General features: G+C 68.9%; 10 protein-coding genes, 1 tRNA gene and 1 pseudogene. 7 read left to right on the top strand and 5 right to left on the bottom strand.

Annotated elements, in window-relative coordinates:
• Positions 1 to 272: 272 nt before the first annotated feature.
• Entirely contained in the window at positions 273 to 740 is a 468-nt protein-coding gene (locus tag CTZ28_RS23290; RefSeq protein WP_121891613.1) for a GatB/YqeY domain-containing protein, read from the bottom strand.
• Positions 741 to 835: 95 nt separating this feature from the next.
• Here CTZ28_RS23290 and CTZ28_RS23285 point away from each other — a divergent pair, with 95 nt between their 5' ends.
• The 5 genes from CTZ28_RS23285 to CTZ28_RS23265 all read left to right on the top strand — a co-directional run bounded on the left by CTZ28_RS23285 (position 836) and on the right by CTZ28_RS23265 (position 4,754).
• Positions 836 to 1,771 carry a metallophosphoesterase gene (locus CTZ28_RS23285; RefSeq protein ID WP_121891612.1) on the top strand — a complete coding sequence of 312 codons (936 nt, stop codon included), beginning with the start codon at positions 836 to 838 and terminating at the stop codon, positions 1,769 to 1,771.
• A 153-nt stretch (positions 1,772 to 1,924) separates the two neighbouring features.
• Positions 1,925 to 2,716 carry a Pr6Pr family membrane protein gene (locus tag CTZ28_RS23280; RefSeq protein ID WP_121891611.1) on the top strand — a complete coding sequence of 264 codons (792 nt, stop codon included), beginning with the start codon at positions 1,925 to 1,927 and terminating at the stop codon, positions 2,714 to 2,716.
• 33 nt (positions 2,717 to 2,749) lie between these two features.
• Positions 2,750 to 2,823: transfer RNA gene (locus tag CTZ28_RS23275), tRNA-Pro, on the top strand.
• A gap of 289 nt (positions 2,824 to 3,112) precedes the next feature.
• On the top strand, positions 3,113 to 3,616 hold the full coding sequence (locus CTZ28_RS23270; protein ID WP_121891712.1) for a DUF4365 domain-containing protein: 504 nt from the start codon (positions 3,113 to 3,115) through the stop codon (positions 3,614 to 3,616).
• 1 nt (position 3,617) lies between these two features.
• The gene (locus CTZ28_RS23265; protein WP_121891610.1) at positions 3,618 to 4,754 is read left to right on the top strand and encodes a hypothetical protein; all 1,137 of its coding nucleotides are present in this window, start codon (positions 3,618 to 3,620) and stop codon (positions 4,752 to 4,754) included.
• Positions 4,755 to 4,821: 67 nt separating this feature from the next.
• On the opposite strand, the pseudogene CTZ28_RS48535 reads toward CTZ28_RS23265, so the two are convergent.
• Positions 4,822 to 5,123 (bottom strand): annotated as a pseudogene (locus CTZ28_RS48535) (LacI family transcriptional regulator); the annotation flags it as partial.
• A 228-nt stretch (positions 5,124 to 5,351) separates the two neighbouring features.
• Between CTZ28_RS48535 and CTZ28_RS49605 the strand changes: the two are divergent.
• Positions 5,352 to 8,207 carry a zinc-ribbon domain-containing protein gene (locus tag CTZ28_RS49605; protein ID WP_121891609.1) on the top strand — a complete coding sequence of 952 codons (2,856 nt, stop codon included), beginning with the start codon at positions 5,352 to 5,354 and terminating at the stop codon, positions 8,205 to 8,207.
• A 952-nt stretch (positions 8,208 to 9,159) separates the two neighbouring features.
• Here the strand turns inward: CTZ28_RS49605 and CTZ28_RS23245 are convergent.
• Both CTZ28_RS23245 and CTZ28_RS48525 read right to left on the bottom strand, forming a co-directional pair.
• The gene (locus CTZ28_RS23245) at positions 9,160 to 9,462 is read right to left on the bottom strand and encodes a hypothetical protein (RefSeq protein ID WP_147481187.1); all 303 of its coding nucleotides are present in this window, start codon (positions 9,460 to 9,462) and stop codon (positions 9,160 to 9,162) included.
• A gap of 244 nt (positions 9,463 to 9,706) precedes the next feature.
• A complete protein-coding gene (locus CTZ28_RS48525) occupies positions 9,707 to 11,104 on the bottom strand; it encodes a DUF11 domain-containing protein (protein ID WP_121891607.1) in 1,398 nt (465 codons plus the stop codon).
• A gap of 900 nt (positions 11,105 to 12,004) precedes the next feature.
• On the opposite strand from CTZ28_RS48525, the gene CTZ28_RS23235 reads away from it, so the two are divergent.
• Entirely contained in the window at positions 12,005 to 12,877 is an 873-nt protein-coding gene (locus CTZ28_RS23235) for a LysR family transcriptional regulator (protein WP_121891606.1), read from the top strand.
• A 109-nt stretch (positions 12,878 to 12,986) separates the two neighbouring features.
• On the opposite strand, the gene CTZ28_RS23230 is transcribed toward CTZ28_RS23235, so the two are convergent.
• On the bottom strand, positions 12,987 to 14,270 hold the full coding sequence (locus tag CTZ28_RS23230) for a hypothetical protein (RefSeq protein ID WP_121891605.1): 1,284 nt from the start codon (positions 14,268 to 14,270) through the stop codon (positions 12,987 to 12,989).
• Between the last annotated feature and the right edge of the window lie 13 nt (positions 14,271 to 14,283).

Raw genomic sequence — 14,283 nt, 5'->3', positions numbered from 1 at the left:
GCCGGTCCCGGAGAGGACCTGGCTGAGCTTAGGAAGAGCCAGGTCGATCTCGGAGAGGACCCTGGCCGGTCCCGGAGAGGAGTTGGCTGATCCCCAGGGAGAGCTCGGCCGGTCCCGGAGAGGACCCTCGCCGGTCCCGGAGCGAGCCCTTGGTCAGCCGCGGGCAGCCCTGGGCCAGTCCCGAGTAAGCCCTGGATCAATCGCGGATCGCCCCTGGGTCAGCCGCGAATCAACCCTGGAGCAGCCGCGGTCACCCCTGGGTCAGCCGCGGGTCAGCCCTGGAGGAGCTTCTTGACCGCCGCGGCGACCCGGCCGCCCTCCGCCTGACCGGCCACCTTCGGGTTCACGATCTTCATCACGGCGCCCATGGCCCGCGGCCCCTCCGCACCGGCGGCCTTCGCCTCCTCCACGGCCTGGGCGACGATCGCGTTCAGTTCGTCGTCGGACATCTGCTTGGGCAGGTACGCGGCGAGCACCACGCCCTCCGCCTTCTCCCGCTCGGCCTGCTCGGCCCGGCCACCCTGCGCGAAGGCCTCCGCCGCCTCCCGGCGCTTCTTGGCCTCCTTGGTGATCACCTTCAGGACCTCGTCGTCGGACAGCTCACGCTTCTCCTTGCCCGCGACCTCCTCCTTGGTGATCGCGGCGAGCGTCAGCCGGAGCGTCGAGGAGCGGAGCTCGTCGCGCCCCTTGATCGCGGCGTTGAGGTCGTCGTGCAGCTTCGACTTGAGCGTGGTGGTCATGACTCCGATTGTCGCAGGTACGAGGCTCCGGTTGCCCGCTGATTTCAGGGGCGGCCGGGCACCGCGCGGGTGCCGGGGTCTGACACGATGGTCGTATGCGCGCGCGATACGGAGTACCCCTGGGAATCATGGCGGTCGGCGCCGCCGGCCTGGCCTATGCGGCGGGGTTCGAGGTCCGATCCTTCCGGCTCCGCCGGATCACAGTCCCGGTCCTGCCCCCGGGCATGCGCCCGCTGCGCGTGCTCCAGGTCTCCGACATCCACATGGTGGGCGGCCAGCGCAAGAAGCAGCGCTGGCTGCGCTCGCTGGCGGGCCTGCGCCCCGACTTCGTGATCAACACCGGTGACAACCTGTCCGACCCGGAGGGCGTCCCCGAGGTGCTGGACGCGCTCGGCCCCCTGATGGAGTTCCCCGGCGCGTACGTCTTCGGCTCCAACGACTACTACGGCCCCAAACTCCGCAACCCCGCCCGCTACTTGCTGGAGAAGACCAGCGGCCGTCACGGCCTGAACGGCAACGCGCCGGCGGTGGGCGTGGTCCACAACCCGTGGGAGGACCTGCGGGACGGCTTCGACGCGGCGGGCTGGCTGAATCTCACGAACACCCGGGGCCTGCTGAAGATCGAGGGCGTCTCGGTGGAGATGACGGGCCTGGACGACCCGCACATCAAGCGCGACCGCTACGAGCACGTGGCCGGCGGCCCGTCGAGCGGCGCGGACTTCTCGATGGGCGTGGTGCACGCCCCGTACCTGCGCGTCCTGGACGCGTACACGGCGGACGCCTACCCCTTGGTCCTGGCCGGCCACACGCACGGCGGCCAGCTCTGCATCCCCTTCTACGGCGCCCTGGTCACCAACTGCGACCTGGACACGGACCGGGTGAAGGGCCTGTCCAGGCACACGGCGGAGGGCCGTACGTCCTATCTGCACGTCTCGGCGGGCTGCGGCACCAACCGCTACACACCGGTACGGTTCGCGTGCCCGCCGGAGGCGACGTTGCTGACGTTGGTGGGGCGGGACCAGCGGGCGTAGCGGGGAGCGGCCGCAGCAGGGGGTGCCGCGCGGGGTAACGCAGGGGGTGCCCGGTCGGGGTAACGCAGGAGGTACCTGGCCGAGGCAAACCGGATTAACCCGACCAGAGCACCCCACATCGCCCACCTCACCCATTCTGCTTAGCGTGAGGGCATGACGGCCCAGATACCCAGGGAGATCCCGGACCTGCCCGCGGTCCCGGGTACGCCCGTACTGATGCCCTCGTACGTCCCCGCCACGGCCGTGGTGCCCCCCGTCCCCCGCCCGCTGACGGCGCTGTACCGCGTGCTCATCGCCGTGACGGCCCTCGCGGGGGTCGCGCTGGAGTTGCTGCTCGGCTCACCGACCCGCGTGCTGAGTTACTTCAGCGTCCAGAGCAACGCCTTCCTGGCGCTGGTCATGCTGATCTCGGCGCACCGGGCGTGGGCGGCCCGCCGCCCCTTGCCCTCGGCTGTCACAGGAGCCGCACTGCTCTACGTCCTCACCACGGGCCTCACCTACCACCTGCTCCTCGGACACACCACGCCCCCGTTCTCGATGACGGGCGCGAGCACGCCACCGCTCGCATGGCACGGCCAGTGGACGGCCCTCCAGCTCCTCCACACGGCGATCCCGGCCGCGGCGCTCCTGGACTGGCTCGTGCTCACCCCTCGCGGCCGCCTGCACCTCCGCCAGACCGCCGGCTGGCTCATCTACCCGCTGGCCTACCTGGCCTTCTACCTGGGCCGGGCCGAACTGCTCCTCCCCGGCACGGCCGGCCGCTACCTCTACCCCTTCCTGGACGTGGACCACCGCGGCTACCGCGGCACCCTCGCCAACGCCCTCCTCGTCGGCCTCTGCATCTACGCCCTGGCCGTCCTCCTGGTCGTCCTCGACCACACCCGCCCGAACCCCACCCGCCGCCGCGGCAAAACAGGATTTCGTCTCCGGCCGCCGGTGGGCTAAAGTAAACGTCGTCGCCGCGACAAGCAGCGACATCGGGGTGTAGCGCAGCTTGGCAGCGCGCTTCGTTCGGGACGAAGAGGTCGTGGGTTCAAATCCCGCCACCCCGACAGAGAAACATCAGGTCAAGGGCCTGATCCTCAGTGAGGATCAGGCCCTTCCTGCGTCTCCGCTGATCGTTTGGGAGAATTCTGGGAGAAGATCTTGGTCGGGGTTCTCCCAGGCGGTCCTGCACCCCGAAGCCCGCGACAGCAGCCACCGCGCGGCCGATCCTGCGCACTCGCCAATCGGTATCCACAGAGCCTGGCAGCAGGAGCGCCCAGAGATGGGTCGTGGATGCGGTATTCCCTCGCCTTCCGATCCCACTTATCCTCGCGATCACGCAACCGGGGGGTGGGCATGGCTGCTGAGGCAACGAGCTGGCAGAAGGAACAAGTCAGTCGCGCATACGTGCATGCCTTAGCAACGCAAGGTGGGTACACGATCTGCGACTGGAACGTGGACAAAGACGGGGTCGACGTCACACTCCGCTCGCGCGGCCTCATGGTCGACATCCAGCTCAAGTGCACACAGAACCCTCGCACCATCAGAAGCGGCTACAGCTTCGACCTGGACATCGAGACCTACGACAAGTTACGTGACCCTGAGCGCTCAGCACCTGGTCACCTTGCGCTGCTCATAGTCCCGCCCGACATCGGCCGCTGGGTGACCCACCAGCCGGATTCGATAGTCCTTGCTTGCCACGGCTACTGGTCCTCCCTCTACGGGATGGGACAGGCCCCTGGTGGATCAACTACTGCGATCCACCTGCCTGAGCACCAAGAGCTCACCGTGAAGGCCATGGGGACCATGTTTGATGCTGCTCGACGCATGACCAACAGCGCCGGTCTGGGGTTGAACTGACATGGCGGACAACACCCCAGGCTTCGGGCCCGAAGAGATTCGCAGCTACCTTAAGGTCACCGGCTGGGCCCCGGTATCGGGCGGGGACGTAGCCGAACTCTGGAGGCTCCCAGGGCCGGCGGACGAAGTCGTCCTCGTCCCAATGAAGCCCGGCGCGCCAGACTTCGCCAAGAGGGCACGGATCCTGATCCAGGACCTGGCAAGAGTCGAGACCGAAGACATCCAGTCAGTCCACGACGCCATCGCAACGGTCTACAACGACGTCACTGACCTCCGGGCCTCCCACCCATCAATGAGCGACGGATCGATCCCGCTTGAATCCGGGTATGAGCTCTTCGTCTCCGCGAAGCGTCTCCGTGTGGCCTCTGCTGCGGCGACCATCCGACGCCAAGGGCACTTCCGGAACTTCCCGACGCGGGCACGTGATCAGGCACGGGAAGTCCGCCTGGGCCAGACTCGTCGTGGCTCTTACATTGTGCCCATCATCAGCCAGGCACGCTCCCCTGAGGACGTCTACTCACCCCGGCAGGATCACATCGACGTTCAGATCGAGGAGACTCTCTTTGACCGCCGGGTGACGGCCACGATGTCTCGCGCGCTCGGCGTACTGGAAGACATGGCAGGTGCCGAACACGCGCCCACCGTAAGCGAGATCAACGACTCCATCGGTGAAGGGGTCTCCTATGAGCTGTGCCAGGCTCTCGCCAAGGTCGTGAACACAGAGTCCGTCAGCGCGCTCGACGTGGCTTTCAACTGGTCCCGCGTGGCTGCGCCACCTCCCGGTACACCAGCCCGTGTTGAGTTCAACCGCGATGCGATCGAGATCGTCGACCTGGTATCCGACCAGCTCAAGACCAAGGTCTACACGCGAGAGCACCTGATCTACGGCGTGGTCACAGATCTCAGTCGCCACCCCGATGACGACACCGGCCGAGTCGGAGTCCAGACGCTCATCCAGCGCCGCAGCCGCACGGTATGGATGGACCTTGCCGACAGGGACTATCACGCGGCCGTGCATTGTCACGATGCCGGAATCCCGGTCCGCGTGAGCGGCACGCTGACCAGTCCACCCGGTGGGCTCGCCCGCATGGTTGTCGCTGCCTTCGGTCCTGATCCGTCGCTGGGAGCAGACGACTAGCAGCCCAAGGTTGGAGAGGGGGGACTGTCTCAACGACAGTCCCCCCTCTCGCACGCTGCCCTCCAGTCTATCTCTCTGGCCGCAGCAGGCGATCAAGAACTCGAACCGGTGAAGTCGAGCACAAGGCGCGACGCGCATCGAGCGCGGCCCCCACTGCTCGGCCAGGCCGACCATAAGGCGCCGGCGCATGCCGGGCGTGACGTGGGCGTAGCGCGCGGAGACCGAGCCGTCGATGTGGCCCATGCGTTCGTCCATGAGGACCTTCTCGGTGCCGAGGTCCTCCATCATCGTGCGGTGCGTGTGGCGCAGGCCGTGCGGTGTGAGGCCCTTGGCGATCGGGAGCCAGGAGGCATCCGCCCGCGCGGCGGCTTGCGCGGAACGCGTCCACCACCTCGTCGATGAGTTCCATGGCGCGGGCCTTGGCCGCCAGCTGAGGTGGCCCGACGAGAACGTACGCCGTCGAACCTCTCGACCACCTATAGGACGACCAGAGGACAAAGGGGGTGTGACCGCGAGCGCCCTCGCAGCAAGCCGAAACGGCTGCGTTCGCACGCACTGCTCCCGCATGGCAGCGGAGAGACCCATGGACCATAGGCGATGGCGCAGTACAGGTGCCGGGCCGTCTGCGGCTCTGCGCGGGATACATCCTCACGGCGGCCATCCGCCGATCGAGATCGCTGTCGGTGGCAGGTGATAGACGTGGAAGCGGTGTCATCAACGCCACCAGGCCAACAGGGGGGAAGGGGGAGGCAGTGCATGTCTAACGAAGAGCCCAGAACGCTGGCTTCCTTGGCGCTACTGGGGCCGAGGGCCAGCAAAGTCCCCCAGGAAGATGACATGGGCCCAGCCGATGGCACGCCCGCCGATTCCTGGCCTCCGGCTCGGCTGCGCGTCGAGTTCGTCGCGAGCACGACCAAGCCGGGCCGCGCCCTGGAGGACCTACATCCGGGGTCTTCTGACCGATGCCTGTGGCGCTGTGCCGCATACGGCCATGAGTGGCACGCGATGGTGTCCTACCGTGCGCGCCGCGGCGGCGGATGCCCCATCTGCCGGTGGATGAAGGACTGGTGGTGTCGGATGGGCGTCCCGGCCGGCACGACCGTGGCACAGCTGCGCCCTGACCTGGTGGATGAGCTCGTCGAAAACCTGACCCGCCCCGAACGCTCGCTGGCCGCGATGCCTCCCGGACTCGACGACGAGTGCCGCTGGCGGTGCCCGAACCCCGGATGCCAGCACGAGTGGCCCACCCGGGTTTCGGTACGAGTCAAGGGCAGCAACTGCCCCAAATGCGCCCGCAAGATCACAGGGCAGAAGGTACGCCGACCGCGCCCGGGGGAATCTGTCGCCGAGCTTCACTCTCACCTGGAACGGGAGTTCGTTGCCAACCTCACCCAGCCCGAGCACGGCCTGCCCGACATCCGGCCAGCCTCCGGTGACCAGTGCCAGTGGCGCTGCGCCAAGCCTAACTGCGGCCACGAATGGCAGGCGAGGATGTCAGCCCGCACTAGGAAGAAGGCTTCGGGTTGCCCTGAATGTGGGCAGCGGCTCGCGGCCGAACTGGTCACGCAACGGCGTACCACGCCCGCAGAAGGCGGATCGCTGGCCATCCGGCATCCTGAGATCGCAAAGGAGTTCGTCGCCAATCTCACCCGGCCCGGACGTACCCCAGAGCTGATCCGGCCAGGTTCGAGGGACCGTTGCCGGTGGCGCGATGCCAGCGGAAGGCAATGGGAGGCTGTAGTGTACGAGAGGACTCGGTCCCCCACCCGCGGCCTCCTCCTCAAGGCACACGGGCAGTCCCGGTTCGAGTACGAGATCGCCGCGCTGATCACAGCTGCCTCCGGGTTGCACGTCGAAAAGGACGTCCGCATCGACGTGCCTGGGCAGGCCCGCGCCCTGCGAGTCGACCTTTGGCTTCCCGAGATCCGGCAGCTAGTGGAACTCGACCCGGCCCGCTGGCACCACACGCCTGCTAGCGCCGTACGCGATCAGCGTAAGAGCGAGCTGCTCACCGAAGCTGGCCACCGAGTGATCCGGCTGAGGTCCGACACGATTCCCACTATCGCCGCTGCGAGCCTCCCGGTGCACGGAGCCGCTCCCTGGAACTGGGCACAGGCACTGGCCCCACTGATCTTGGAATCTGGAAAACCCTGGACTGAACTCAGCAGCGGTCAAGTGGCCGAGATCATCGGCGAAGCAGCCCAAGCCTGGACCGAGACGGTCACCGCCGGTCCGGTACCGAATGCGTCGGATGCCGCCCCGCACTTGGCCGACGAGTTCGTCGCCAACCTGACCCACCCCGGATTGGACCTCGTCTGGCTCGCTCCCGGATCCTCAGACCGCTGCCAGTGGATCTGCGGGGTCTGCCGGCACGAGTGGGGCACAAGCATCCTCAACCGGACGCAGGGCACCGGCTGCCCGAGGTGCGCACGGGGACAGCAAGGGGTCCGCGTTCACCAACTGGCACGCCCCCGGCCTGGTCACTCCCTAGCCGACGTCCATCCCCCCATCGCCGAGCAGTTCGTCACGAACCTGACCCACCCGCAGTACGGAACCGAGGACGTCAAACCCGGCTCCGGAGACCTATGCCAGTGGCGCTGCGCCCTTGGGCACGAGTGGACAGCGACCGTGTCCCAGCGCGTTCGTGCCGTCGGCACCGGATGCCGGCGCTGCTATCAAAGAGGGGCCGGAGAACGGAACCAGAAGCCCCGTCCCGGCAAATCGCTTGCCGACTTGTATCCGCAGGCTGCTGCGGAACTGGTCCTCGTCCTTGATGACCCACAGGCCACCGCCTCAGACCTCAGGCCCGGCTCGAAGCGGCAGTGCCGGTGGCGCTGCGCCGCGGGACACGGCGAGTGGGAGACGACTCCGAACAGCCGCACCGGCGTCCACATGAGCGGCTGCCCGCAATGTGGTCGGGAACGGACCCGCCAGTCTCGGCGGACGCCTGCTGCAGGTGGCTCGCTCCTGGATCAGCATCCAGACATAGCAGCCGAGTTTCTCACCAACCTCAGCCGCCCGGGGACCGTCCCGGCCGACATGCGGCCTGGTTCGAACGACCGCTGCCGCTGGCGCTGCCCGAAGGGGCACGAGTGGGAGACGATGGCCTTGACGCGCACGAAGCCGAACGGAACGAGATGTCCCGACTGCGTGCCGCAGTCGAGCAGGAAGGGGCGGCAGCGCCCGCCTGCCGGGGGATCGCTCATTGACCGGTTTCCCGGCGTAGCGGCCGAATTGGTGTCGGTCCTGGACGACTCCGAAGCAACCGCGGCCGATGTCCGGTACGGATCGGCACGCGTCTGCCGGTGGCGCTGCACCGCTGAGGGGCACGAATGGGAGGCACCTCCGATGGTTCGCACCACACGCGGACGAGGCTGCCCCCAATGCCGATCGATGGCACGAGGATCGCGGACATCGTCTCCGGACGAAGGAGCCGGCGCGCTGGATGGCTGAGGCTCGCCGTATGACGAGCGCGAAGCGGTCGTCACAGGGGATGCCGAGGCGAAGTGGCGTACGCAGGTATACCTGTACGGCTCGGGCGTCAAGTAAGTCCTGAGACCGCCTGCTCTGAGATCACTTCGAGTCAAGCCTGTCCCGAGGCCATCCGGTCAAAGACCTCGTGAGACCCTGCTGCGGCGGGAACGGCCTCGACTACCCGAAGGCCACGACACTGGCCTCCACCGCCGCGGGCAATAACTTCGGCCACCCGCCGCTACTTCCCCAACTCCCCAGCTCCGGCAGCCGCACCGGCCGTCGAACCGGAAGGCTCCGCCCGCGTCCGACGCCGACAAGCCCTCGGTCCTGTTCGTCTGCGTCCACAACGCCGGCCAGCACCTCGATAGCAGGCGGCGCTCGGAGAGACGCCAATTGCAGGCTGCGGTCTCGCCGCAAATGTGCGAGGGCAATGGTCGCCCACTCCGGCTACTTCACCGCGGACTCATCGGCTGCCGCGCGGCCTGGGAGAAATCTGGGAGATGATCTTCACCCGGAAGCCCATCGAGGCCGCCCAAGACCCATCCACTCCAAGCCCCTGACCAGTGCAGATATCCATCAGCCCTGCTATCGATCTTCACCGAACCTCATTCGGGACGAAGAGGTCGTGGGTTCAAATCCCGCCACCCCGACAGAGAAGTACCAGGTCAGGCCCAGCGCTGAGGGATTAGCGCTGGGCCTGACCTGTAGTGAGTGACTAACTGCGTGGCTACGGGGTAATAGTTGGTGGTGGCGCCCTCAGGAGGTCATAGCGCCCCTCACGCCTCCCGGGCACACATCTACTCTCAGAGTCGAACCGCGTAGTAGACCGCTTGCAAAGTGCGTGCCACCACGGTGCAGACGTCACGCACCCTCTTGATCTTTCCTGCGCGGCGGACGGCCTTCACCCCCTTCTCAGACCAGATCACGCCGTTCACTCCGCTTGAGCACTCTGGTCGGAGAGCAGGGTTTTGGCAGTGCCGTACCACCGGAACGGCTGCGCACCACCCCGCCAGAGAGCGGCGGCCTGGTCGCCGACGTCATCGGCACCGACGAAGCGGGGAACCTCTCGTGTCGGCCAGCCTGGGTAGACGGCCACGCCGCGTGCGGCTATCCAGTCCATCCTGGCCTGGTCAGGGTCGACGACAAACAAATCGCCGTATCCCGCAGGCAGAGAGAACCTTTCCACGTCCAAAAGAGACAAGCGGTTCCCTCCAGAGGTTTCCTGGAAGGACACCTCGATGGTTTGGGGCCTGTGTGGCTGAAGAGGAAGGCACCCGGCTGCGCTCCGCTCCGCCGGGCGCGCTCACGGCTCCGCTGCGAGCGCCGCTCCTGCCTCCGGCCCGCTCCGCCCACGCTGCTGCTTGGGAAGCTGCGATCACTTATGGCGCACTCGGGCACTGAACTGCGTCAACGGCCGGAGCGCCGCTCCGTCGCGTTCTGCTGCTTTCGGCGCTGTTGTACCAGCCGCGACCGATCACTCACCTGGGGTCGTGTCCGTCGCGGTGACAGTGCTTGTTGCGTTTGACGGTGGTGCGGTCGGTGACGGTGTGGGTGTGGATGTCGCCGCCTCCGCTGACGGATGCGGTGTTCGTGATCTTCCGGTGTGTCTCGCAGTCGCAGGCGACCTTGACCTTCAGGGTGATGGGCGGGTAGCTGTCGCCCGGTGCCAGGACGTCGCTGCGGGTGCAGGTGAGGGTGGCCCGGACGCATTTCCATCCGGTGCCGGTGATGCTGCGGGCGGTGAGTCCGCGCGGGAGCTTGTCGCGCACGGTGACGGTGCTGCCGTCCGTGGGGCCGAGGCCGGTGTTGCGGACGGTGATGGTGTAGGTGCCCTGTTTTCCTTGGGTGAAGTTGCCGGTGTGGGTTTTGGCGATGGCCAGAGTGGGCGGGGGCAGGGTGTAGGAGATGGTCACCTGGCCGTTGTTGTTCGCCGTCCCGATCGTGGACAGCGCGTAGCTTGTGCCGGTACCTGTGGGGGTGGCGAAGCTGCTGCCCCCACCACCTCCGCCTCCACTCCCCGAGGTGCCGCGGTTGTCGACGGTGGCGCTGCCGCCGCCCCCGCCGGCGAAGTACCCGCCCCCGCCGCCCCCACCGGCTCCGGTGATGGTGAGGGCGCAGCCGGCGCCGATGCTGCCTCCGGTGCCGCCGGTACCGACCGTGGTACCGGAGAACCCGCCTCCCACCCCGCCGTTCGTGGCGCCACAATTCGTGCCGGTGCCGGCGGCACCGGGGGTACCCCCGGTACTGGTGCTGGTGCTGCCGCCGCCCCCGCCCTGCCCTGGTGAAGCCCCAGGGCCGGTGGCACTTCCCGTGGTACCGGCGGTGGCATCCGCCGTCGTGCCGTTGCTTCCGTTGCCCCCGTTCCCCCCTGGAGAGCCTGCTCCGGTGCCGCCGGCGGCACCGCCGCCCCCGGCGACCGCCAGCAAGGAGCCGCCCACGCTGACGCTGGACGCGCCACCCCCGCCCGGACCTTCGAACTGAAAACCACTGGCCGGGAAGGCCCCACCTGGGGCGCCGCCGTTGAACCCGCCCGCACCCCCCACCCCGGTGCCGTTGCAGCCCTTGCCGCCGGTACCGCCGACGTCGACGGTGTAGGTCGTGGGCGAGGCGGTCTGCGGGAGCGTAGTCACCACCCGTGCCCCCGTCCCGCCGGTCCCCGTGACGGAACAGGTGGTGCCGGTGTTGTCCGCGCCGCCGGCGCCGTCGGCGGTGATGGTGACGGTCGCGTTCGCCGGCACGGTGAGGCTCTGCGAGCCTCCGGTGAAGTTGAAGGTGAAGGACGGGTCGGTCCCTCGTGTCCGCACCGGGTCGGTGGCCGGCCTGGCCCCCGTCGGTACGGCGGTCGCGGGGGTCAGTGCGGTGCCGGACAGCGCCACGCACAGTCCTGCTACCGCCCCTGCCCGCAGCCACTGCTGACGAGTGCCGACGCCTGTGCGGGCTTGGCCTCGTCTCGTCCCCACTTCAGAGGGGGGTTGTTGTGGGGCGTGATGTTTGATCACCGGTGTCTCCTGACTTCCTGGCTTGGGGTGAGGCCTCTTTCCGCCGTGCGGGAGCCCAGCGGGGCACAGCCCATGGATCACTCATCGCTCACCGTGATCCGATCTGCACGATAAGTGATTAAATGAGGGGTATGTCCGACCTGGCGACGTGTCATACAGGTCTGGTGTTTGAGCTGGGCTCGGGTTCCATCGAATGGCTGGCGCCAGGTCAGGGCGGTTCAGTTCGATAGGCGCCATCCGGCATTCTGCTGACTCAGGCGACCCAGTCGGCCGCAGGGAAATGAGTCCGCCCTGGACCTTCGAGACACAGGTGGGCTCGACAGGGACAGACTCCGCAAGCCCACCAGCGACGGCACCCGCCGGGGCCACGTTGAGCCCATTTCGATCCGGACACGGCTCTGGACACGGTGATGCAACTTCTGGACCTAACCGCCGAACCAACCGGTCTCACGGGCCTCGGGCTCCGGACGTGCTCGTCGGAAGTCCATCGGTTCCATGGGTGCACTCACCTGAGCCGTCGGCGTCTCCGGCATCGGGATCGCCTACCGTGCGCCCTGGGGCTCCCATCCACTGCCGGTAGGGCAAGGTGGCGCATGACGTGGCGTGAACGGGTCGCCCTGGCTTCCGGGTTCCGTTGAGGAGCGTGGGTCCGGGTGGGAGGCGTCGAGTGGGGTCCCTGTGACCGGCCGGGCGGTGCGTCTCGGTGGGTGGGGAGGTGGTTTTCTTCGACACTGTCAGCCAGGCATGTGAGCGAAGCCGGCAGGCAGAGGAGGGGCCGTGGATCTGCGGCAGATGGAGGTCGTCGTCGCGGTCGCCGAGGAGGGCGGGTTCAGCGCGGCGGCCCGGCGGCTGCACGTGGTGCAGTCCGCGGTGTCCGGCACCGTACGCGCGCTGGAGCGCGAACTGGGCGCGCTGCTGTTCCACCGCACCACGCACCGCGTCTCCCTCACCCCCGTCGGCGAGGCGTTCCTGCCCGCCGCCCGGGCCACCCTGCGGGCCGCCGAGGAGGCACGGGCGGCCGTCGACCTCGCCCAGGGCGAACTGCGCGGCGAGATCACCATCGGGGTGATGCAGGGCCTGTACGCCGGCCTCGCCCCCGCCCTGGCCGGCTTCCACCGCGAACACCCAGGGGTGACGGTACGGCTGCGACAGGCGCCGGCGGACCAGATCCCGCAGTCCCTGCGCGACGGCGCCCTCGATCTGGCCGTCGCGGCGCTCGGTCCGTCTCAACTGCGCGGCCTGACCACCCGGTTGCTGGCCCGCGAGGAGATGGTCCTGGTGACCGCGCCGGCCGCCGCCGCGGGGCGGACGGGGCCGGAACGGCCGGTGACGACGCTGGCCGAGGCGGCACGGCTGCCCCTGGTGGACTTCCCGCCCGGCTGGGCGATCCGGCACGCGGTCGACAGGGCCTTCCGGTCGGCCTCCCTCGAACGCACCGCCACCTTCGAGGTGAACGACCTCATGGCGGCCGCCGATCTGATCCGGCACGGGCTGGGCGTGAGCATCATGCCCCCGTCGATGGCGGCATGGTTCCCCGAACTCCCCACGCGCCCCTTCACCGCCCACGCCCCGGTGTGGACACTCAGGCTCGTCCACACCCGCGCGGAACAGCCGCCCGCGATCACCGCTCTGCTGCGCCACATCAGATGACCGGTACCGGGAAGCCGGCCTGCCATGGGGAACGTCGGGGCACCCCTGGGGCGGCTGGGCAGTCTGCAGCTGGGCAGTCTCCGGCTCCGCTGCCTCGTCCACCGCCCCCTCACCCCTCAACCCCCACCCCCTCACCCCCCGCCGCAAAGAAGTCCACCACCGCCAAGGCGAACAGCAGCGTCAGCGTCAGGCCCACCACCACCCAGCCCGTGGGGCGGTTCCACAGCAGGTAGGCGAGGACGGCCGCGGCCACCAGCGCCCAGGTCAGCCACCGGCGGTGGCGGCGCGTGAACGGCCCCACCGGACCCGTACGCAGCCCCAGCCGGCCCGCCGTGGCGCGGACGGCGCCGAGGCCCGCGTGCCACAGCCGCCGTACGGCGCTCGCGTACCGGCCCGGTCCGGTCAGCCATGCGGCGAGGGCGACGACCACGCCCAGCGCCACCACCATCCGCACCGTCGTGCGCAGAAAACGGGTCAGCGTGTCGTACACGGCGCCGGCGGCCGGACGTGAGACGCCGGCCGGCAGGGCGTCGAGGTAGAAGGAGCGGAACACGGTCAGGGCGATGCCGAGCAGGAGCGTGGTCACGGCGATGCCGAGCGCGCCGGCGACCAGTGCGCGGCGGCGCCGGACGGCGAGCAGCACGCCCGCGGCGACCAGCAGGACCGCGATGACGGGCAGCCAGTTCCCGGCCAGTTGCAGCAGCCGGAGGTAGGTTCTGGCCCGGCCGATGTCGTCCGAGTGGGCGACCGTGAAGTCGGTGTGGACGGCGGGGATCCGCTGCGCGACCGTCAGTCCGGAGTCGACGAGGCGCTTCTTGACCTGGTCGATCACCGGGGCGAGGTCGATCGTCACGGTGTTGTCCCGGAGGTGCACCGCGCCGCCGCCGTGACCGGTCAGGGCCTTCTCGACGGTGGCGTGGATCCTGCGGTTGGCGTCGGTCCAGAAGGTCTGGAAGGCCCGCGAGGCCATCACGGCCTCCGCCTCGTCGTGCACGTAGGCACGGACGGCGCCCTCCAGGGCTCCGCCCAGACCGCCGAGGGCCTGCCGCAGCCGCGGCCGGTCGGCCGGAGCGGCGCCCTCCAGCAGGGCGTCGAGGTCGAGGTGGGGCATCAGGGCGTCGGTGACGCGGGTGGCGGCGGCCGACCGTACGGCGGGCTCGGCGGCGAGCGGGGCGACCGTGTCGACGTAGCGGTCGGTGTCCCCGACGGTGCGGGCGCTCCACGCGGCCAGCACTCCGAGCGGGGCCAGCGCACAGCCCAGAACGATCAGCAGTACGGCGAGGAAGGAGCGCGCCCGGTGCCGTCGGCGTACCCCGCGCTCGGCCTCCAACGCGGCCACCCTGGCCCGCAGTCGGGCCAGTTCGTCCGCGTCCGGGACAGGCCGGTCCGGCATGACGGTCTCCCTG

Source organism: Streptomyces shenzhenensis, from assembly GCF_003688995.1.
Classification (GTDB): Bacteria; Actinomycetota; Actinomycetes; order Streptomycetales; family Streptomycetaceae; genus Streptomyces; species Streptomyces shenzhenensis_A.
Note: the sequence above shows the minus strand (reverse complement) of the source record. Positions and strands in the feature narration are given on the sequence as shown.

Coding starts and splice junctions, on each gene's coding strand:
- CTZ28_RS23290 (WP_121891613.1), bottom strand. CDS start 740: ATGACCACCACGCTCAAGTCGAAGCTGCACGACGACCTCAACGCCGCG.
- CTZ28_RS23285 (WP_121891612.1), top strand. CDS start 836: ATGCGCGCGCGATACGGAGTACCCCTGGGAATCATGGCGGTCGGCGCC.
- CTZ28_RS23280 (WP_121891611.1), top strand. CDS start 1,925: ATGACGGCCCAGATACCCAGGGAGATCCCGGACCTGCCCGCGGTCCCG.
- CTZ28_RS23270 (WP_121891712.1), top strand. CDS start 3,113: ATGGCTGCTGAGGCAACGAGCTGGCAGAAGGAACAAGTCAGTCGCGCA.
- CTZ28_RS23265 (WP_121891610.1), top strand. CDS start 3,618: ATGGCGGACAACACCCCAGGCTTCGGGCCCGAAGAGATTCGCAGCTAC.
- CTZ28_RS49605 (WP_121891609.1), top strand. CDS start 5,352: ATGGCGCAGTACAGGTGCCGGGCCGTCTGCGGCTCTGCGCGGGATACA.
- CTZ28_RS23230 (WP_121891605.1), bottom strand. CDS start 14,270: ATGCCGGACCGGCCTGTCCCGGACGCGGACGAACTGGCCCGACTGCGG.